Consider the following 20,554-nt stretch of genomic DNA (forward strand, 5'->3'; position numbering starts at 1 on the left):
CTTTCAAATAGGGCTGAAGGTTGGTATAATAAGGCTAGATCGACCGCTTGGAGGTTCTTAGACCATGATAATCCGTGAGAAGGCGTTTGCCAGGATAGGATTTATAGGGAATCCTTCGGATGGATTTTACGGCAAGACCATATCGAGCACGATCACCAACTTCTACGCCCAGGTGACGCTTTGGGAAAGCCCGAAACTTCAGATAATACCTCATAAGATTTACGATCCGACCGAGTTCTCCAGCCTCAAAGAGCTATATGAGGTGGCGATTCGAGATGGATACTACGGTGGATTGAGGTTGCTCTTCGCTGCCGGGAAGAAGTTCAAGGAGTTCTGTGATAGACATGAGATCGAGCTTGATGATAGGAACTTCACCATAGAGTATGAGACCAACATACCCAGACAGGTCGGATTGGGCGGTTCAAGCGCCATCATCACGGCCGCCGTCAAGGCTATGATGAAGTTCTACGGTATCTCATATGCCGCCATCCCGAAACCTATACTCCCGAACCTGATCCTCAGCGTTGAGACGGAGGAGCTCGGCATAAGCGCCGGTCTGCAGGATAGGGTTGTGCAGGTCTACGGCGGAACGGTATATATGGATTTCTCTGAGGAGTTCATGGAAAAAAGGGGATATGGACGATATGAGCCGATAGATTCCGGTCTGATGCCTCCTCTTCTGCTCGCTTACTCGGATGAACCCTCTGAATCGGGCAAGATCCACAGTAACGTGAAGTACCGATTCCAAAGCGGGGATTCAGAGGTGATCGAAGCGATGAGGAGTTTCGCTCAATTTACGGACGAGATGCGGGATGCCCTGATAAGACGAAATTACGACAAGGTCGGCGAGCTTATGAACGCCAACTTCGATCTGCGCCGTCAGATATATGGCGATGAGGCGATCGGGCGGAGAAATCTGGAGATGATCCAGATCGCTCGGAATCTAGGCCTGCCGTCCAAATTTCCCGGCTCAGGCGGGGCGGTTATAGTTATGTATCGGAGCGAGGAGGATGCTTGTAGGCTCATAGAGGCCTATGAGGAGGCCGGTTACAGATGCGTCAAGGTGGAGATCGAAAGGACGCCTTCAAACTCCTAGCTGGCTCAGCTATCCTGATGGCGGGGCTGATCGCCGTTCTCATAGGCGCTCTCCGGAGGGATACTCCTCGCTCGAACCTCCAGGCTGGGAACGATCTATACGATGAGGGAAGATTCGAAGCGGCTATGGATCGATATCAGAGGGCGCTTGAATCAAAGGACCCTGAGACGCTGGAGATGGCGTACTATAACCTCGGAAACTGCTATCTGAAATCGGGTAGGCCCTCTGAGGCCATAAGCTGCTATGAGAATGCCCTGCTTATCAATCCGTCAGATATGGACGCCAAATTCAATCTCGAAATCGCCCTTCGGCTCTCCGACATATCCGCCGGATCGGGAAGGAGAGAGCGCGAGGGGCGTGAGGCAGAGAAGGTTAAACCAGGAGGGATAAGCCCGGGTACATCCCACGGCGAAACCCTCGCATGGGATGAAATGATGAGATCAGACTGGACGGAAGAAAACGCCGCTGGGCCTGACTGGTGAGATGTTATGATCCTGACCCTATATGTCCTCCTTCTCTTCGCTCAACCCGATCTGATCGTAAGATCCCATCTCGACCGATCCGAATGCTCGGTCGGGGAGAGGGTGATCTATACGATTGAGGTCATATACAGGATATATCCGGCTTCAGGTGGGATCGTCCTCGATGAACCGGATTTCGCCTCAGCCGGTCTGAAGTCCTATGCGGTCTCGGAGGAACCTGAGGTGAGATATGAGAACCGGTTCGGCGGGGAGTACAGGGTTGACTCCTTCAGGTATATCCTCTTCCCGCAAAAGCCGGGGCCGATCCATATACCGCCAGCGGCTGCCTCCCTGGAAGATGAGAAGATCATCGGAAATGAGGTTTCCCTTGAGGTTCATCCCCTTCCTCCGGGATTCTCCGGCCCAGTGGGGAGATGGAGGATCGAGACGCGCCTGAGCTCATATAGAACCTTCTTGGGAACTCAGATCGGATGTGAGATCCAACTGGTCGGCGATGGCGATCCGGATCTGATCCCCAGGCCGAGGATAAGCTGGCCTTCAGGGCTAGAGGTCAAGATGATCGGCGAGAATCGCCGGATCCTAATCGGCACCCCGAAACTCGAAAGCGAGGCCATATTCAGATATTCGCTCATACCTCGAGGCGCCGGCGAGTTGAGAATTCCACCGGCAGAGATATCCGTCTTCGATCCTCATGACGGTCGGATCCATACGCTTCGATCCAAGGCGCTCCGGCTCACCGGTCTCGATATACCCGGTTTAGGATTTCCAAAGCTCAAAAGGCCGAAGCGGCTTAGGGAGGATGATAAGCCGTTTTACTCCGAAACCTGGTTCATCTCCCTTCAGATCCTACCTCTTCTCCCGTTGATCCTCATCCTGGTCGGAAAACACGAGCCAATGAAGAACTGGCTGGCGATGAGACGGTTTACCGATGAGCTTGGCGGAATCGGGGATGATCCTGATGGTATCATCAGGGCCGTCCGCGGATACATCGAGGAGATCCTCGGCTCCCCAATATCTCCCTTCAGGGCGAGGATGATATCGGCACTTAAGGAAATGGGATTTGACGGTGAATCCGTCTCCGATCTCAACGAACTGCTCGCCCGGTGTGAGATGTCCAGGTTTTCGCCCGGAGGCAGGATCGATCCGGGGGTGAAAAGGGAAGTTGTCCGGGTGATAAGGGAGATCACATTCCAGAGGATAAAACGATGGTTGAGGAGGTTGATCTCTGTGGCGGCGATCTTCGTCCTGCCTTCGGCGCTCGCCTCGATCGATCCACACCCGATCCTCAAAGAGGCGACGGAGCTCTATGAGTCAGGGGACTACGACGAGGCGCTCGATAGATACTTGCTCCTTGCCGAAAGGTATAGGGATGGCAAGCTGTATTACGACATCGGTTTGACATATCTGAGGATGGGTGATCCGGCGGGGGCGATTCTATGGCTGGAAAGGGCCCATGAGACGATGCCGCGCGATGATGATCTTATCAAAGCGTTGATGTATGCCAGGGCGCTCAGGAGGGATAGGTTCGATTTCGCCGATGATCTTTCAGGCCCATTTTATCTTCTGAAAAGGATACGCGGCGTTGAGATTATCGGTCTTTCCCTCACCCTATATTGGTTATCGCTCCTTTTCCTGAACCTGTATTTATGGGGGGGATGGGTTATCGGGAGGAATTTGGCACGGATCTTCGGCCTCCTTCTGGCGATCTCACTCCTGGCTTTTGGCCTCAGGGTTACGATGAACCATGAAGAGGGGGTTATCGTCGCTGATAGCGCTGAGGTGAAAGAGATGCCGGTTGAATCCGCTTCCGCTTTTATCCAACTTCATGCCGGATCGAAGGTCAGAATCGAATCTCGAAGGCAGGGCTGGTTCAAAGTAACCATCCCCTCAGGTGAGAGAGGATGGGTTAAAAGGGAGAAGCTAATTCTTCTTGATCAGGAGGGCTTATGGAATGATATGGAGCGAATATGAAACCCTCCCCAGGGAGGAGATAGAACAGCTCCAACTTGAGAGGCTTCAAGCCGTTTTGAACAGAGTTTACAGGAACGTCGGGTTTTACAGGAGGCTTTTCGATGAGGCGGGGATCTCCCCCGAGGAGATAACATCGCTTGATGATCTGGGACGGATACCTTTCACGGATAGGGAGACCCTCCGCGTCAATCAGCCCTATGGGATGTTCGCCCTGCCGCTGAGGGAGGTGGTGAGGCTTCAAACTACATCGGGCACCACAGGTGAGCCGATAGTGGTTGGATATTCGAGCAACGATGTTGAACATTGGACGGAGCTCATGGCGAGATCGCTTTACGCCGCCGGCGTCTCGAAGGAAGATGTGGTTCAAATAGCATTCGACTATGGGCTTTTTACAGGCGCTTTGGGATTTCACTATGGTGCTGAGAGGATAGGGGCGACCGTCATCCCATGTTCCCGACTCTCGCCCGAAAAGCAGGTGGAGATCATGCGAAACTACAAGACCACCGCCCTTGCCTGCACGCCCTCTTTCGCTCTGCAGATAGCCGAGACTGTGGAGAGATCCGGCGTCGCTCCGGCGGAGCTCTCTCTGAGGGTGGGCATCTTCGGAGCCGAGCCATGGCCCGAATCGGTACGGGAGAAGATCGAGGACACACTTCATATAACGGCGATAGATTGCTATGGCCTGAGCGAGGTGATAGGGCCGGGGGTGTCCGTGGAATGCGAGCGGAAAAACGGCCTTCATATCTTCGAGGATCACTTCATAGCCGAGGTGATCGATCCATCCACGGGGGAGAGACTGCCTGACGGGCAGATGGGAGAACTGGTGCTGACCACCATAACGAAGGAGGCGTTCCCGCTTATAAGATATCGCACCGGAGACCTCACGTCCCTGGATCGATCTCCATGTCCTTGTGGCAGGATGACGGTGAGGATGAGCAGAGTTATGGAGAGAACTGATAATATGGTCGTCGTAAGAGGCGTTAATATCTTCCCTTCACAGATCGAAAGAATCCTGGCTGAAATCCAGGGCGAAAAACCGCGGTTTGAGATGGTGCTCCTCAAAAGCGAGGGAGTCCCGGAGGGGATCGAGGTACATATCGAGATGTCATCGGGGATGTTTGTGGATGAGGTCAGAAAGCTGATGGAGTTGGAGGAGAGAATGAGGGAGGTTCTCGAGGGGGAGCTCGGCATCCCGGTGCAGGTGAAGCTGGTCGAGCCCAGATCAATCCATGCTTGAAGGTCAAGGTATGATCTGTGAAAATGTCTTCACAGATTATGCAAATGCTTGCACGGATCGTGCAAGATGGTGTTTATCGAATTAAACTTCAGGTCTGTGAACGTCCGTATCCGCTGGGTTCCTGGCGGATGTTGGAATCTGGCATGATTGTTGCTCACAATTTACATCGTTAAACCGCCAATTCTCTTGGGCCTAGGGAGCATCGCCATGGCTGCAGAGATCAAGAACCTTCTGTTCGAGAGGATGTTATCCTTCAATGTGAAGGTCCCGTTCGATGTTCTGCTCGTGGACCTTTGGTATTTGGACGATAGGATGGACGATTGGCCAAGGAGGGATAGGCAGTACGCTTTAGCCGGTGGGCTGCTCAGGAGGAACTTCATGGATAACGCTGTCGCAGCCGTGGAGTTCGCTGACCTCTGGATAAGGGCGAGGGAGCTTTGCGGGATAGAGCTGATAGAGGATGTGCTGACCTTATGTCAGCAGCTTTATGATTACGCCCGAAGTGAAAATAAGCCCCTCCCTGGCGAAAGCGCCTTCGGATAAGATGGAGATTATAGACGAGAAACGAAGGTTCATAAGAGTCAAGACCTCCATCCCAATCTACTACCGCGCTGTATCCGAGGCCGAGCTTGAAAGTATGCGCGAGCTCATCCGGCTTCACCCCTCTTCGGAGAGGGCACGGATGAGCCCCCGCGCCCTATCCTCTTCCACCTCCTTCCGCTCGCGCGAGCTCGACCTTGCCATACTCCAGATACTTCAGGAAATCAACCGTAAGCTCGACGCTATCATGGATCACCTTGGAATTGAACTGAGAAGCTCACGGACCTTCAACAGAGGCAGGACGATTGACCTCAGCGGCTCGGGAGTCAGGTTTACCGGAGGGGTGAGGGCGGAGAAGGATGAGCTCCTTGAGCTGACCCTGGAAATACCGTCCTTAGGCGATATATCGCTCCTGGCCAGGGTGATCTCGGTGAGGAGGGAAACCTCACTCTCAGAGAAAATGGAGATAGCCTGCGATTTCGTGGAGATAAACGAGAGGGACAGGGAGATCATCGTCGAATATTGTAATTCGCTTCGCAGGGGAAAACCCTCTTTGCTTCCCAGGACACCTCTACCCAGGAAGATATAACGCTTATGTTTCCCCTGAGCGAAATCTCGAAGGTGTCGTCATGATTGAAGAGCTTTTGAGATATATCCACCGGAACGTTTCAGGAGAGCGGGCGTGGGGATATATGTCGGAGATATACTCACGCGACAGGTGGTCGAGCTTCGACGGATATCGGAAGAGCGCTGAATATTGCGCCGATATGCTCTGGCTCTTCGGAATGGAGGAGAGTGAGAGGATCACATTTCCGGCCGATGGCGAGACTAAATTCGGCGATTGGATCATGCCGCTCTCATGGGAGCCGCTGGCCGCACGCTTGGAAATCGATGTCTCCACAGATGAACGCTTTACCTTCACACTTAAGGAGAACCCCAATCGGCTCGTCATGTGGAGCGCCCCCACAAGGCCGGAGGGCGTTGAGGGGAGGTTGATCCTGCTTGAGAGAGGCACTCCGGATGAAATCGAGAGGAGGGATATAAAGGGTTGTATTCTCTTCACGCCGTCGAATCCCGTCTCCATCAAGTCGATCGCTGCCCGTAAAGGTGCCCTCGGCATCATAAGCGATTGGATCAGATCAAAGGAACTCCCCGACGCAATACAGTGGATTAACACATGGAGCGATTCGCCCGGCGGATGGGTGATGCATAAGGGGGATAGCAGGATCTGGGGGATTATGCTATCGCCGAAGGAGGGGAATCGGCTTCGCCGGCTCGCACGCCGATATGAGCTTAAAGCCAAAGCGATCGTGTCGAGCGAGCTATATGAAGGTGAACTGGCATATGCTACCGGTAGAATCGTGGGGAGGGAGCAGCCTGATGAGGAGATACTCCTGACGGCCCATATAAACGAACAGGGGGCCAACGATAACGCTTCCGGGGCAGCCGCTCTCATCGAGGCCGCTCGAGCGTTGGGCGAGATGATCCGATCGGGAAAACTGATACCTCCCGCTAGATCCATACGATTCCTGATGATGCCCGAATCATATGGTATGATGGCTTTTACGACGAGAAATATCGAAAGGCTTCGCCGATCCCCGGCGGCTATAAATGTCGATGGTGGGGCAGGGGATTACGATTCGGACGATTCAAATCTGACAATATACCTCAATCCCCTCTGCTGTCGTTCTCCGATCGACGGCGCCGTAGTCCGGATCGCTCAGATCTTCTATGAGAGGATCGCCCACAGGCCGGATAAACTGAGGTTTCACAGGTATACCCTCGCTGGGGATAACTTCCTCTGTGAACCCCTTATCGGAGTTCCCAACCTGTGGTTCGAGATGGGTGATGGAGGGGATTACTGGCATAACAGCGAGGATACCCCCGATAAAGTTGATCCCCGATCGCTTAAGGATCTGGCCTCTTTGACTGCAGGAGTTGCCTATATCCTCGCATCATTCGATCGACGCCAGATCGAGAAGCTTTATAACGAAGGTCTCGCGGTTTTGCCCGACGATCTCAGTTCCTCCCTCACGATGAAAATCCCTCAGGGCAAACCCGGATCGGGACCGAGGCGATATCTCGTCGGTCCCCTGACGTTGGATGGAATCCCACCGGATAGATGGAGGGTTGTGAGGAGCAGTCCACGATGGTGGGGACCATATCTGGCGGCCTGGTGGTGGGCCGACGGAAATCATCCGTTGAGTCTGATAAGGGAGATGCTGAAGCTGGAATTCGACCGCGTTCCCGATGATCTCGCCGAGTTCTTCAGTTTCCTCCAAGAGATGTCATTTGTTGTCATTGATAGCCATTTGTAGTCATTATAGGAGCTATCAGCATTCAGCCTGGAGGCGTTAGAACGTTGAATGTTGGAGCGTTAAACGTCCTAACGTGCGGTATATTGATTCTATCTCACGCTCTCCGAAAGCAGTTCATAGTATCTTCTGACCAAGTCGCGATATCCCTCAGGTATGGGAGCATCGAAGGCGGACTGAAGCCCTTTTTGAAGTTCTTTTCTGACCTTGAGCAGATCGGGGTTTATCCCTTTCGCCTTTGAAGGGGTAAAGATCCGTTTGGCGGTTGTCGCCTCCCGCTTCCTGCTCTTTTCGTCCTGTTTCTGAAGGGATTTTTCGCTTTCAAGCATTCTGGTGAGGATCTCCTTCTGTTTTCGAAGGGTCTCCTGATTCAGACGTTTCCTTCTCAGGTTCCCCTCTACATCTCTCATCTCCTTTGCTACATCTTTAAGGCTTCCGAGAACCTGGGAGAGTTTATCCATTCTGTCGGCCAGCCTTTCAAGTGCCTCACGGATCATCTGCTGTTCGAGGGCCATCTGTTTAAGCAGTCTCTCAAGCGTTGGGGTCATTCCCCTTTGCCTGATCCGGTTATATAAATTTTGTGCCATTTCGTTCAATCTCGCCTGCTCCTGTGCCAACTGTTGAAGCTGCTCGAACATCCTTTCCAGGCCAGCGGCTGTCATCTGCTGATTGATCTTATCCAGGGTCTGAAGGAGCTTCAGGATCGTCGAGGAGAGCTCGTTCTGCGCTTCTCTGCTGATCGGTAGGGCGAGGTTTGGTCTTCCGTCCTCGATCGCCCGAATCGATCTTCTCATACCATCCTGCGCCGATTCCATCTGCCAGATGATCTGAGCGTCCAAGCCCATCTGTTTCCTTCCTATCTCGGACAACCTTTCCGCTATCGCTCCAACCCCTTCGGATATGACCTGCTGTTCGGGCGTCAGCGTTCTGAACTCCTCCTGTATTTCGTCGGATATGAACCCCGACCTGATCAGCCTTTCCATCCTCTTCGTGAGAGATGAGTGTCTCTCAAGCAATACCAGTCCCTCCTCGACAGCCGAATCTATTGCGTTGACCAGTTCGGATGCATCTTGTCCTCGCATCGTCTCCAGCAGGTTCTCAAGGGCGGATCTTATCTCGGAAAGCTCCTTCATCGCCCTACCAGCCGGAACTAGAGCCCCTTGAGGTTTGGAAGAGCGCAGATACCGCGCCGCGGAGCTCAGATCATCTTTAAGGCTTTCAGACGAAACACCTTCACCTATCTTCTGCATGTATGGGATGAGCTCCTGATATGCGTTCCTTTTTTTCGTCTCCTCCACGGATCTATCCAATTGCTTCCGAAGCGATCCGAGCTTCTGTGAGAGGTTTTCCTCCTGAGTTGCCAGTTCCCTTGTCCGCTCGACCCTGTCCCGGTTGAGCATCTCCTCCAGGGCGGATATGATCTTGCGCTGTGTCTCGTCTATTTCCTTAGCGATCCTGGCAGCTTTTTCGATCTGCTGCTGGACGGCCAGGCGTTTGAGCTGTTCGATCATCTGTTCTATCCGCTTGAGGAATTCCTCCTGGTTCAATCTCGCGGATTGGAGGTTTTTAAGAAGATCGGTTTGGCTGAGTTTTTCAAGCGCCTGGGATAATTTACGCATCGCCTCTTTCAATTCGTCCGAGGCGACCTGCTCAAACAGCTTTTGCATTTCCTGTATCTTCTGAACCATCTCGATCGAGAAGAGATCGTTTTTCTCTATCTCCCCTGTGAGCTGTCTGAGGGTATCGGCCATCTTTCGGCGTTGGGCATCGAGCTCCCTCTGTGTCTGGATCACCTGTTCCAACTCTTTACGTTCGGCCCATGAAAGCGGCTCGCCCCTTTTAAGCTTCTCGATGATCTTGTCCACGACGTCCTGGATCTCAGCCCCTCTACGCGCCATCTCCCTCAACGTCTCCTCCCCTTTCCGCTGTTTCTCCTCAAATCCCGCCAGCAGGTCCTCCACTGAGGGCATCCGGGCGATGTAGACCTCAGTCCTTCCGATCCCCGGCCCTGTAAGATCATTCGCATCCCTGGCCTCGACGAAGTAATGAACCTCATCCTCGGGCAGGAGGTTCAGATTTGAAAGATCCCAGGTGTAATCGAAGTTTATCGCCGTAATAGGTTTATCGAACCTTCTCAACTCAATCCGTTTCTCCTCTTCACCTCCTTTTATCCTATAAACGAGGCTCAGGGATGCGATCCCAAAATCGTCCTCAGCGGCGACCTGGATCGGCAAAAGCATCGATTCATCCAGGATCACCTCCCTTTCGGGTGAGATGAATTGGAGCTTAGGCGGTTCATCCCCGACGGGAGTCACCATGTAACGGACAGGGTTGGAATTGGAGATCCCCTCCGTATCGAGCAGCTCGAAGTGATATCTGTCCTCTTTCTCCAGCCTGAACTGGCCCGATAATGAGGTGCCATCGGTGATCTTCAGCTCGACTTTCCTTCCACTTTTGAACTGTATGCTCGCCCTCTGAAGCGGTTTGGTGCTTTCGGCCGTGAGTTTTGCGATGCTCCCGATGAGCGTCTTTATGTCGCCGGAGTTCGGTTCCAGCATCTGAGGCGAAAGTCCGGTATAGGCGGGATATACGATCTCATATCTGAATCGGCTCAGCATCGGCTCCCGTATGACGGAGATCCTATATCTGGGCGATTCGGAGCCGGAAACCGAAACGTAATATTCGATGGAACGGGCGAGGTTCTCGAGTTTCATCCCGTAGATCTCCGCCTCCTCCTTCGTCATGATCGCCTGATGCCATCCCCCGCCTTCCAGCCGATAGAAAAGCATGACGGGGTGATCCCTGATGTTATCCACGACCCTGGCCATCACCTTAATCGATTGCCCTGATCTGACCTGATAATTCCCGGGGGAGACCTCCACGATCTTAGGCGATAGGATCCTGATCGGCGATTCAGCCCTCCCCTGAAACAGCTCAAAGATCAAACCGAGCGAATCGGACGAGAGGAGAAGGGAGAGGGAAAACAGAACCGCTCCGATCAGAAGGATAGGGGTGGATCGTCTGATCGATCTCAGCTCATCGAGGTAGATCCTTCGGAGATCGATCCCCCTCATAAATTCCGCAGCCTGTCGGATCGTCTCATCGAGGAACTCCCGCAGATATCCAAGCCTTTCAACTTCGGGACTATCTCCGAGCTGAAGGGCAGTTATAACGGCAGCGTTCGAGTTCGGGTAGATCCTCTCGATCCTGCGGGCCATATTTAACGGGGACGTGTCGGCCAATACCTTTCTGATGATCCACCTCCAGAACAGCAACAGCGTCGCGGCAACGCCGATCAGGAAAAGCGTGAACCTCGCGATCCCCGGCATCGGCAGACGAACCAACAGAAATACCGATCCGAATATGATAAGGGAAAGGCCCAGCCATAACATGGATCCGCCGAGTAAGATAAGCAGTTTCCACCTTATGCTTAACCCTTTCAGCTCGCGTTTTATCTCTTCTGATCTCTCCATCCCACCTGCACCTTTTCATGGAGGTTCATCATTCAGCTATTTCGCTACAAGGGAACTATACAAGCTACGGGGCTAAGTTGTCAAGGATATTCCGGCGATGGTGGGTTTACTCGGACTTTATACCATCAGGTCGACCTTATGTTCCTTATCCTCCTCATCCTCCCGTTTCCTTCGATGACGGCCGCCTCCGGCTTCTCTCTCCTTGACCTTCTTGCCTTGTGTCTGAGGGGTGGACTTCACCTTAGGTTTGGACTCCTCGATCGCCCGCTGAAGCTGTTGGATGAATCGATTCTCCTGATTGGAGAGCGAGATATCCTGAAGTCGATTCACCCTATGGGTGCTCAACAGATTGCCCATGATATTTTGATGAGCGGCATCAAGCCGACCGGCTCTCACATAACTCACCCCTTTTTAGGCTTCTTATCAATTTGCTCTTATTCCCCTTGGGCGCTGGGCTTTAGATTTCTCCATCTTACATATCGGATATCTGATGGGAGAACTTTAGAAGCACAAGACCTCACATCCTATCATGTTGTATCCCCGTAGGGGTGTTGGGCGCTGCGCTTACAACAGCGGAAATCGCTCCTTGACAAACGTGATCCAAATCTCGAGAGACGGGCTAAGGAGGACGAGCTGCTCTGCAAAGCTGTAAACTCTGGCAGGTTCTCCGCATATCTTAAAAGACGGGAGGAGAGATCGAAGGAAATATTAGACAGAATGGAACAGCCTTAGAGGTGAGAAAATCTTACGTATCCGGCTTCATAAACCGCTTAACAGCCGTTTTGAACTCCTCGAGCTTCTCCTTCTCCATTTTGGATGCCATTTTCCAGACGATCCTTCCATTCTGGATGAGGTAGATCATCGGCCTATTCTTGGGGATCTTATAGAGCTTGAAGATCCTACCATCCCAATCCAGCGGCATGGGTAGGATCGTCTTGTTACGCCTGAGCCATCTCTTAACGAAGGATCGGGTTATGAAGAAGGGTTTACTGCTGACATCGCCCACCTGTAGGGCGATCAATTTCCCCCGCTCTTTGAGCTGATCCCCGAACTCCCTTTTAACTGACATAGCCCATTTATCCGCCTCCTTACGGGTTTTTCTGTTGCCGAATATCAGGATGATCAGAGTGGCCTTCATCTTGGAGAGCCGATACTCCTTGTCATAGACATCCTTGAGCGAGAAATCGGGCGCCTTCTGGCCGATTTTGAGCCCGACTTCCTTCTCCGCAGCCCAGACAATCGGGAGAAAGGAGATTAGAATGACCGCGATGACGTTAGAGATTCCCCTGAAGGTAAAACCTAACAACTGTATATCTCCCCCTTAAAGCGAAGGTGTTGGTTAACAAACCGTATTCGTCTATGTAGTCTCCCTCATAGTCGTAATACCAGGCGGGGGTGCTGAGAACCGAAAGGGCGAAATTCCAGTTTTTGCTCAAGCCATATCGCAGTCCTCCCCCCCAATCGGTATACCACATGTTCCAATCCAGGTATCTCCTATTACTGGGGGCTAATGCATCATTGACGAAGTTGTATATCCCCCGGCCGATGAAGGCGTAGAAGGAGGCGGTACGGTAATCGTAGGGCTCCGGGCTGAGCTTGATATCCAGGTTGATTTGCCCCATGACCCCGCCGATCTCCTCAAGCGTTTTATCATCTTGGTTCATCCTAGTCCTTATGTCCATCTGCGAATAGTGATCCTCATACCGATAGAATATATAGTACCCGAATCCCGAAAGCTCAGCCCTTGTCCTCTCATCCAGGTCATGTCTCAGGTTAAGCCCTCCCGTAAACCTCGTCGCCTTCGCCTGTTCGATATAATCTCGCTTTGCGTCCAGATCGTCGGGGTTATCGATTTCCACCTTTCCCCTTATCAGATCGAGGCCGAGCGATACCTCCCTTTCCGAACGCCTCAGCAGCTCTGAAAGGGGGTGAGCGGGGATCGCCCTGAAAACGCGGAGGGTCTCGGGGTTTTGGAGATATATCTCTCCGTTTGGCCCGACACATAGAGGCTGCAGCCCTCCTTTCATCAGATCTCCTTCATCCAGTCTGATGGTCGTCTGTCCCAGAAATTCTCCATCTCGCGAGAACCTCTGAATCCTCCTGAAGATCACTTTCTCCACCCTGTTCGTCGATTTGATCAGCTCCTCAGGCATATCGGGATCGATCTTAACCGGTTCACCCGTGCGACGCTTCAAGATAGTCGGGGCGAATCGCTTAAGGGCAGCTTTGTCCAGGACGGCGATCGATCCGTTCTTCAGCGTGGAAACCCAGAACGGGCTTATGAACTTCCCCCTCCCGTAACCGTATCCCCCGATCGACAGTTCGATCTTCCCGTCAGGGGACAGCTTGAAGATTTTGTGGATGCTATCGTCCGGAACCCATATGTTCTTGCCATCGAAGCTGATATCGACGGGCGAATCCAGCCCATCCATGCCGAAACGGCCCAACAGCTTGCCGTTCCCATCGAAGAGGTATATCTCCCTTCCATCCAACACGTAGATCCGATCGCCCAGAGGGGATACATCCATGTGCAGCTCGCGTTTAGGATCCCCATGTGGGATGAGGAGGCCGCTTTCGCCGTCGGGCAGGACGGCCAAGGCGGCGGAGGCCAGTCGATATTTCGGCATTCCGATCCCGCTCAGATCTACATCCCTGATAAATTTGCCTTCCGGAGAAAAGATATGAACGCAGACCAGATAATCATAAACCTCTTTCCCTTTCCTGGGCTTTATCTTCCAATCCAGGAGATATATCCTGCCCGACGAATCAATGGAGATATCCGATATGGATCTGAATCTAAATTTTGGGCTCTTTATGGGTTGCTCTATCTTGAGTAGAAGCTTGCCGTCAGGCGAGAACTTCTGCACCCTGTTGAGCTCCTGATCCGAGACGTAGATATCTCCTTTTGAGTCGATTTCCCAGAAGGTTTCACGGCTGAACATGCCATCGCCCTCACCCTTTCCCCCGAATTGCGAGAGAACATCCACTCCTCCCAAGGCGAAGGCAAGAGACGGAAGGAGGATCAGGAGGACTACAGCTGTTTTTCTCACGGCTCCTCTCCTTTCACCACATCATCTTTGATCCTGTCGAGCAGGGCATTTATGAACTTGGAGGAATCCTCCGTGGAGAACTCCTTTGCAATTTCGATCGCCTCATTTATGGTCACTGCAGGGGGAATATCATCAAGGAAGAGGATCTCGAAGGCGGCGAACCGGAGTATGCATCTGTCCAGCGTGGCCATGCGATGTATCTCCCAGTGCTCGCAGTGTTTCTCTATAACCCCATCTATCTCTTGAAGATGCTCCATCGTTCCCCTGACCAGTAGCTCGGCGAACCGCTTGATCTCCGGATCGACATCCACCCTCTTCCGGAACTGGGAGATGATCTCCTCTATAGGCTCGTCAGGTCTGAGCTCAGACTGATAAAGCATGTTAAGGGCATATTTTCTAGCGAGTCGTCTTCTGGTCACCTTTTCAGCCCATCTCCTTATAGAGATTGGCCATCTCGATCGCTGCGACAGCGGCATCGGCACCTCTATTGCCCATCTTAGTACCGGCACGCTCTATGGCTTGTTCGATCGTATCGGCGGTGATGATGCCGTAGATCGTCGGCACTTCGGTCTGCATGGCGACCTGGGCGATTCCCTTAGCCGCTTCACTGCTAACGTATTCGAAATGCGGAGTGGCGCCCCGAATTATCGCCCCAAGGCATATCACGGCATCGTATCTCCCCGATAGAGCCAGCTTTCTAGCCATGGGGGGAATCTCGAACGATCCGGGCACCCAGAAGATCTCTATATCCTCCTCATTCGCCCCGTGTCGACGTAAGGCGTCCAGGGCTCCGTCAAGCAGTCGTGAGGTTATGAAGACGTTGAACCGGCTGGCGACGATGCCGAATTTAAGACCCGTCGCTACCAGGTTCCCCTCGTGTACCTTCGCCATCTTTCTCCTCCTCAGGTATGAGGTTAAACAGGAGATGACCGAGCTTTGTGCGTTTTGTCTCCAGATATCTCCTGTTGAACTTATTGGGTTTAACCTCTATCGGGACCCGTTCGACGATCTCGAGGCCGTATCCGGAGAGGCCCGCCCTCTTGCGTGGGTTGTTGGTCATAAGCCTGATCTTCTTAACGCCGAGATCGACCAGTATCTGAGCTCCGATGCCGTAGTCGCGCGGATCGGGCGGGAATCCCAATTTCACGTTGGCCTCGACCGTATCCAATCCCTGTTCCTGAAGCTCATAGGCTTTGATCTTATTGGCCAGCCCGATTCCCCTCCCTTCCTGTCGCATATAGACCAGCACGCCTCTGCCCTCCTTCTCGATCATCCTGAGAGCCTGGCGCAGTTGTTCGCCGCAGTCACACCGCAGCGATCCGAACAGATCCCCCGTCATGCATTCGGAGTGCACCCTGACCAGAACGGGCTCGTCACTTGATACGTCTCCCTTGACGAGGGCGAGGTGCTCCTTGCCGTCCAGCAGGCTCTGATAGACCAGAAGCTTGAAGTTTCCGTAGATCGACGGCAGGTTGGCCGATGCGATCCTCCTGACGAGCTTTTCAGTTCTCCTTCGATACTCTATCAGATCGGCGATCGTTATGATCTTAAGGCCATGTTCTCGAGCGAACCGCATCAGATCCGGCAGCCTCGCCATGGTTCCATCATCCTTCATTATCTCGCATATAACCCCTGCCGGGAAGAGTCCCGCTAATCTGGCTAGATCGACCGCCGCCTCGGTATGCCCCGCCCTCCTGAGAACCCCGCCCTCGACCGCCTGAAGCGGGAAGACGTGACCAGGTCGAACGAAATCGCTGGGTACCGCGTTCGGATCGGTGAACTTCCTGATCGTCACGGCCCTATCATAGGCGGATATCCCCGTGGTTATGCCCTCACTGGCATCTATGGAAACCATGTAGGCGGTGTTGAGATGGGCGTTGCTTCTGCTGGTCATCGGCGGGATATCGAGCTGCTCGAGCCTCTCCCGCGTCGCCGGAAGACAGATCAAGCCCCTGCCGTATTTGGCCATGAAGTTTATGCTCTCAGGCGTCACCTTCTCAGCCGCCATCAGGAGATCACCCTCATTCTCCCGATCCTCATCGTCGACCACTATCACCATCTTACCCCGACGGATATCCTCTATCACCTCTTCGATCGTGTTGAATTTGAATTCATCTCCCTTCTTCATCCGGACATCACCCCTCAGATAAAACCGTGTTCCCTAAGGAATTCAATCGTGACCCCTCTTTTATCCTGATCCTCCTTCAGGGTCAGCAGCTTCTCGACGTATTTTCCTATGATATCATATTCCACATTGACCCTGCCACCCGGCCCTTTTAGCCCCAAGGTCGTCACCTTTAAGGTATGTGGTATCAAAGCCACCTCGAAGGAGGTGTTATCCCTTATGGCAGCGATGGTGAGGCTCACGCCGTCTATACACACCGAACCCTTTTCCACGATATATCTCATCCCACCGGGCGAGACCTGAACCGCCATTACTACCGATTCGCCCTCCCTCGCTATCGATCGGATAACGCCGACCTCATCGACGTGTCCCAGAACCAGATGCCCACCCAACCTGTCGCTCAACCTCATCGGCCGCTCCAGATTAACCATGTCTCCGGGGGATAGATCGCCGAGGTTAGATCGGCGCAGGGTTTCAGGAGAGAGATCCACCGCAAATCCATCTTCATCGATCTGAGTGACCGTCAGGCATGCGCCGTTGACGGCGATGCTGTCGCCTACTTTCGTTTCCTCCAACACCTTTTCGGCGGATATCCTCATCCTCTTCCCCTCACCCTGTGTCGATATCCTCTCGATTTTACCCATCTCCTCGACAAGGCCCGTGAACATCGCCCTCTCTCCGTTAAAGCTCTACCTCCAGCCCGTCATATGCCGGTTGGATCCCGTATGGACCGAGCGCCTCCTCGAGCTGGTGGTGGAGCAGCCCGCCGTTATGCGAGAAATGGGTGGCGAAACAGAGGGAATCGGCCCTCAGCACACCCATCTTTTCAAGTTCCACCTTCAGCTCCACGACAGCGCTTATCCCCATATGTCCCCTTCTGCCCTCACGTGCCCCGTTGGTGCAATCGAATATGGCCATGTCCAATCTAAACTGGCTCAGGGCCTCCCATGTATCGGGCGGATACCATCCTGTATCAAACCCGACCAGCACGGTTTTACCCTCGGGCAGATATTCGAACAGGTAGAACATCGCCACCTGATCGTAGGCGTGATCGGCTCTCATGGGCGTAACCTTCATATCTCCCGCCGTAAAGCTTCTGAGCGGCTCGCATCTTCTGAACCTCAGCCTGTATCCTGGATTTTCGACCATAGAGGCGATAGCGTCGCCCACCTTATCGTTGCCGTATATGGTCGTAACCCTGCCCTCGGCCATATGTGCGAAAGGAGGACGTCTCATGTTCAGCTCTTCAAAGTAAAAGTGGTCCTGGTGTGAATGGGTTATGAATATATGTTCGATCTCGGCCAGGTTAAGGCCATATTTCAGCACATGCAGATATGTATCGGGCGGCAGGTCGACCTTATAGATATCGTTAAGCAGAAGTGAGGATCTCGTTCTGATGTTTTTGCCGCCTGCCTCCCTCGCCCTGCGGCAGTTCTCGCACTCACAGAAAACCCCGGGCCAGCCCTCAGCGGCGGCCGTGCCCAGGAATTTCACCTTCATCTTTTCCCCTCCCACCCATCGCCTATGGTCCTCCCGGATAGGACCTCCCTTCGAGGGCAGCGATGAACTTCTCGGCCTCTATCGCCGCCACCGCTCCCGTTCCGGCGGCTACGACCGCCTGTCTGTGCAGCGGGTCTTGGACATCCCCGGCCGCGAACACCCCTTCTACATTCGTGCGCTGGCGGTCGTCAGTCAGTATGAAACCGCGTTCGTCCATATCGAGTTGACCCTCAAACATCTTCGTGTTAGGTTCATGTCCGATGTAGATGAACACACCTTCCACATCGAGTGAAGACCGCTCATCGGTCTTGACGTTCCTGATCTTCACGCCTTTGACCCCGTTCTCATCCCCTACTATCTCCTCGACGACGGAGTCCCACACGAATCTGATCTTCTCATTGGCGAAGGCCATATCCTGCAGGAGCTGGCTGGCGCGGAGCCGATCCCGCCTGTGGATGATGATCACCTCGTCGGCGAATTTCGTGAGGTAGATCCCCTCCTCGACGGCGCTATCGCCTCCCCCGACGACGGCCACCTTTTTATCCCTGTAGAAGAATCCGTCGCATACGGCGCAGTATGAAACTCCCCTTCCGGTATACTCCGCCTCGCCGGGCACCCCCAGTTTTCTGGGCGAAGCCCCGGTGGCAATTATGACCGATTTGGAGGTAAACTCTCCCCCATAGGTTTTCAGTCTGAAGGGATGGGACGATAGATCCACCTCCGTGATCTCATCAAACTCGAACTGAGCTTTAAACTTCTCAGCCTGCTTTTGCAGGAGCTGGACGAACTCCGCCCCCGGCACTCCCTCGGGGAAGCCGGGGAAATTCTCCAAGTTTTCAGTGAGGGCGATCTGCCCGCCTATCTCCCTTCCGGTTATGACCACGGTTTTAAGCTCGGCCCTGCCGCAATATATGGCCGCCGTCAATCCAGCCGGTCCTGAGCCCAGGATGGCAACATCCCAATCGGCCTCGATCATCTTACCTCTACCTCCTCGTATTCGATCCCGTGTTTGTCCGGCATCCTCTTGCCCCTCACGCAGAAGGGGCATCCCGCCTTCGAATATATCCTCACCTTCGCCATCTCTTTTTTCCCTCTTCATAAAGATCGCCTCCGTATATGTCGTTGACGACGAAAAGGGGCATATCCCGTACAACTAGCTTTCTAATGGCCTCGGTTCCGAGATCGTGGTATGCTATGATCTGGCAGGAGATTATGTGTTTCGATATCAGGGCAGCAGCCCCTCCCACAGCCGTCATGTACACCGCTTTGAAACGTCGCATCGCTCTTTTAATCTCCTCGCTCCTCTCGCCTTTTCCGATCATCCCCTTAAGCCCGAGCTCCAGCAGTGGGATCGTATATGGGTCCATGCGTGAGCTAGTGGTCGGCCCGGCAGGGCCGATGATCGATCCGGGCTTAGCGGGTGCCGGGCCGACGTAATATATTACGCCTCCGCGCGGATCAAAAGGGAGGGATCTACCGGCTCGGATGGTTTCCACCATCCGTTTGTGAGCTGCGTCGCGGGCGGTGTAGATCACCCCGCTCAATCTGACCCTATCCCCTGATCGCAGCTTGGCGATATCCTTATCGCTGAGAGGCGTCGATAGATCGTGATATCGCATCCTACTCAGATGAAGATCTCCTTGCCCGTGCGGCCGGATTCATATATCGCGTTGACGATCTGGACGGCATGTTTGGCGCTCTCGATCGTGATATACGGTTCCCGATCCTCCAGTATAGCCTGGACCATGTCCTCGATCTGTCCGACGTGCCCTGTCGATCCGACGGCCATGGGATCGGAGGAGGTTGTGACGCCGCGCTTCTCCTTTGGGCCATAGAGGCTCAACATGTATTCCTCTTCCTTCTGCATATCCTCCCCCTGGATCTTCCATATCTTCAGCGTGTCGTCCTCCTTGACTATGCTCCCTTTAGGCCCGTGGATGTACATGTAGGTCGAAAGGCCGGGATATGCGGCTGTGGTCGTGGTAAGGGTCCCCAGCGCTCCGTTTTCGAACTTCAGCACCGCCACGGTCTTATCCTCCGCCTCTATATCGTGGCCGAAGACACCGAAGGAGCCGTAGACGGATTTGACTCGACCGCCGAACCATTGGATGAGGTCTACGGTATGAATGCCCTGATTCATGAGCGATCCGCCGCCGTCCACGCTCCAAGTGCCCTTCCAGCTTCCGTGAGGCCCCTGATAGTAGCTGGGCGCTCTCCACCACAGTACCAGTCCATGTATCCCCGTGAGCTTACCCAGTCTGCCTTCATCGATGGCCTTCTTGATCCGTTTGTTAAGCGGGGTGAACCTGGACTGAAATATGCCGGACATCTTCACCCCAGCCTTATGCCCTTCCTCTATGAGTTTGTCGATCTTCTCAACGGAGATATCGACCGGCTTTTCCACGATCACGTGTTTTCCCGCCCTTACGGCCTTTATGGCCATATCGGCATGCATGCCGCTGGGCGTACAGATGTTGACCACTTCCACCTCGGGATCATTCAGCATCTCATCGTAGTCCTTATATCCCTTGACGTTGAACTCCTGTGCTGTTGAATTCAACCTGTTCTCGTCAACATCGCATACGGCGATAAGCCTTGCCCCTTTAGCCTGTACGATCGCCTTGGCGTGGTGTTTACCCATGCCCAGGCCGACCACGCCGAATCCAATCTCCCTATCTGCCATTTTATCCTCTCCATGCTCGATTTTCACAGGTATAATGTAACATAATCGGTCGAATTAAGTCAAATACATCCTTTCCAGGGTG

20 protein-coding genes are annotated in these 20,554 nt (G+C 53.5%); 7 read left to right on the forward strand and 13 right to left on the reverse strand.

Annotation, left to right across the window (positions count from 1 at the left end; all coding sequences use genetic code 11):
- Nucleotides 1–64 precede the first annotated feature (64 nt).
- The 7 genes from J7M22_15420 to J7M22_15450 all read left to right on the forward strand — a co-directional run bounded on the left by J7M22_15420 (nt 65) and on the right by J7M22_15450 (nt 7,644).
- Nucleotides 65–1,096, forward strand: a complete 1,032-nt coding sequence (locus J7M22_15420) for a hypothetical protein (GenBank protein MCD6507996.1) — start codon at nt 65–67, stop codon at nt 1,094–1,096.
- Entirely contained in the window at nt 1,054–1,578 is a 525-nt protein-coding gene (locus J7M22_15425; protein ID MCD6507997.1) for a tetratricopeptide repeat protein, read from the forward strand. Before J7M22_15420 ends, J7M22_15425 begins: the two co-directional genes overlap by 43 nt.
- 6 nt (nt 1,579–1,584) lie before the next feature.
- Nucleotides 1,585–3,549 (forward strand): BatD family protein, encoded by a 1,965-nt coding sequence (locus J7M22_15430; GenBank protein MCD6507998.1) that lies wholly within the window; start codon nt 1,585–1,587, stop codon nt 3,547–3,549.
- Nucleotides 3,530–4,786 carry a phenylacetate--CoA ligase gene (locus J7M22_15435; protein ID MCD6507999.1) on the forward strand — a complete coding sequence of 419 codons (1,257 nt, stop codon included), beginning with the start codon at nt 3,530–3,532 and terminating at the stop codon, nt 4,784–4,786. Before J7M22_15430 ends, J7M22_15435 begins: the two co-directional genes overlap by 20 nt.
- A 207-nt stretch (nt 4,787–4,993) precedes the next feature.
- Complete coding sequence (locus J7M22_15440) at nt 4,994–5,329, forward strand: hypothetical protein (protein ID MCD6508000.1); 336 nt, start codon at nt 4,994–4,996, stop codon at nt 5,327–5,329.
- 1 nt (nt 5,330) lies between these two features.
- Entirely contained in the window at nt 5,331–5,915 is a 585-nt protein-coding gene (locus J7M22_15445; protein ID MCD6508001.1) for a PilZ domain-containing protein, read from the forward strand.
- 40 nt (nt 5,916–5,955) lie between these two features.
- The gene (locus J7M22_15450) at nt 5,956–7,644 is read left to right on the forward strand and encodes a DUF4910 domain-containing protein (protein MCD6508002.1); all 1,689 of its coding nucleotides are present in this window, start codon (nt 5,956–5,958) and stop codon (nt 7,642–7,644) included.
- Between the two features lie 89 nt (nt 7,645–7,733).
- Here the strand turns inward: J7M22_15450 and J7M22_15455 are convergent, their stop codons facing one another.
- The 13 genes from J7M22_15455 to J7M22_15515 form a co-directional block, all read right to left on the reverse strand.
- On the reverse strand, nt 7,734–11,114 hold the full coding sequence (locus tag J7M22_15455) for a hypothetical protein (GenBank protein MCD6508003.1): 3,381 nt from the start codon (nt 11,112–11,114) through the stop codon (nt 7,734–7,736).
- Between the two features lie 117 nt (nt 11,115–11,231).
- Nucleotides 11,232–11,510: a hypothetical protein gene (locus tag J7M22_15460; GenBank protein MCD6508004.1), complete on the reverse strand. Its 279-nt coding sequence runs from the start codon at nt 11,508–11,510 to the stop codon at nt 11,232–11,234.
- 349 nt (nt 11,511–11,859) lie between these two features.
- Nucleotides 11,860–12,420 (reverse strand): redoxin domain-containing protein, encoded by a 561-nt coding sequence (locus tag J7M22_15465; protein MCD6508005.1) that lies wholly within the window; start codon nt 12,418–12,420, stop codon nt 11,860–11,862.
- On the reverse strand, nt 12,389–14,164 hold the full coding sequence (locus J7M22_15470; GenBank protein ID MCD6508006.1) for a hypothetical protein: 1,776 nt from the start codon (nt 14,162–14,164) through the stop codon (nt 12,389–12,391). The genes J7M22_15465 and J7M22_15470 overlap by 32 nt, the downstream gene beginning before the upstream one ends.
- Nucleotides 14,161–14,640 (reverse strand): transcription antitermination factor NusB, encoded by a 480-nt coding sequence (nusB, locus tag J7M22_15475; protein ID MCD6508007.1) that lies wholly within the window; start codon nt 14,638–14,640, stop codon nt 14,161–14,163. Before nusB ends, J7M22_15470 begins: the two co-directional genes overlap by 4 nt.
- Nucleotides 14,588–15,055 (reverse strand): 6,7-dimethyl-8-ribityllumazine synthase, encoded by a 468-nt coding sequence (locus J7M22_15480; GenBank protein ID MCD6508008.1) that lies wholly within the window; start codon nt 15,053–15,055, stop codon nt 14,588–14,590. Before J7M22_15480 ends, nusB begins: the two co-directional genes overlap by 53 nt.
- A complete protein-coding gene (locus J7M22_15485) occupies nt 15,012–16,292 on the reverse strand; it encodes a bifunctional 3,4-dihydroxy-2-butanone-4-phosphate synthase/GTP cyclohydrolase II (GenBank protein ID MCD6508009.1) in 1,281 nt (426 codons plus the stop codon). The genes J7M22_15480 and J7M22_15485 overlap by 44 nt, the downstream gene beginning before the upstream one ends.
- Nucleotides 16,293–16,306: 14 nt before the next feature.
- A complete protein-coding gene (locus J7M22_15490) occupies nt 16,307–16,957 on the reverse strand; it encodes a riboflavin synthase (protein ID MCD6508010.1) in 651 nt (216 codons plus the stop codon).
- Between the two features lie 13 nt (nt 16,958–16,970).
- A complete protein-coding gene (locus tag J7M22_15495; protein MCD6508011.1) occupies nt 16,971–17,789 on the reverse strand; it encodes a carbon-phosphorus lyase in 819 nt (272 codons plus the stop codon).
- Between the two features lie 22 nt (nt 17,790–17,811).
- Nucleotides 17,812–18,765: a thioredoxin-disulfide reductase gene (trxB, locus tag J7M22_15500; protein MCD6508012.1), complete on the reverse strand. Its 954-nt coding sequence runs from the start codon at nt 18,763–18,765 to the stop codon at nt 17,812–17,814.
- A complete protein-coding gene (locus tag J7M22_15505; GenBank protein MCD6508013.1) occupies nt 18,762–18,869 on the reverse strand; it encodes a hypothetical protein in 108 nt (35 codons plus the stop codon). Before J7M22_15505 ends, trxB begins: the two co-directional genes overlap by 4 nt.
- Complete coding sequence (locus J7M22_15510; protein ID MCD6508014.1) at nt 18,857–19,408, reverse strand: Fe-S-containing hydro-lyase; 552 nt, start codon at nt 19,406–19,408, stop codon at nt 18,857–18,859. The genes J7M22_15505 and J7M22_15510 overlap by 13 nt, the downstream gene beginning before the upstream one ends.
- Before the next feature lie 5 nt (nt 19,409–19,413).
- On the reverse strand, nt 19,414–20,472 hold the full coding sequence (locus J7M22_15515) for a Gfo/Idh/MocA family oxidoreductase (protein MCD6508015.1): 1,059 nt from the start codon (nt 20,470–20,472) through the stop codon (nt 19,414–19,416).
- Nucleotides 20,473–20,554 lie beyond the last annotated feature (82 nt).

The organism is Candidatus Poribacteria bacterium, assembly GCA_021162805.1.
GTDB lineage: Bacteria > Poribacteria > WGA-4E > B28-G17 > B28-G17 > JAGGXZ01.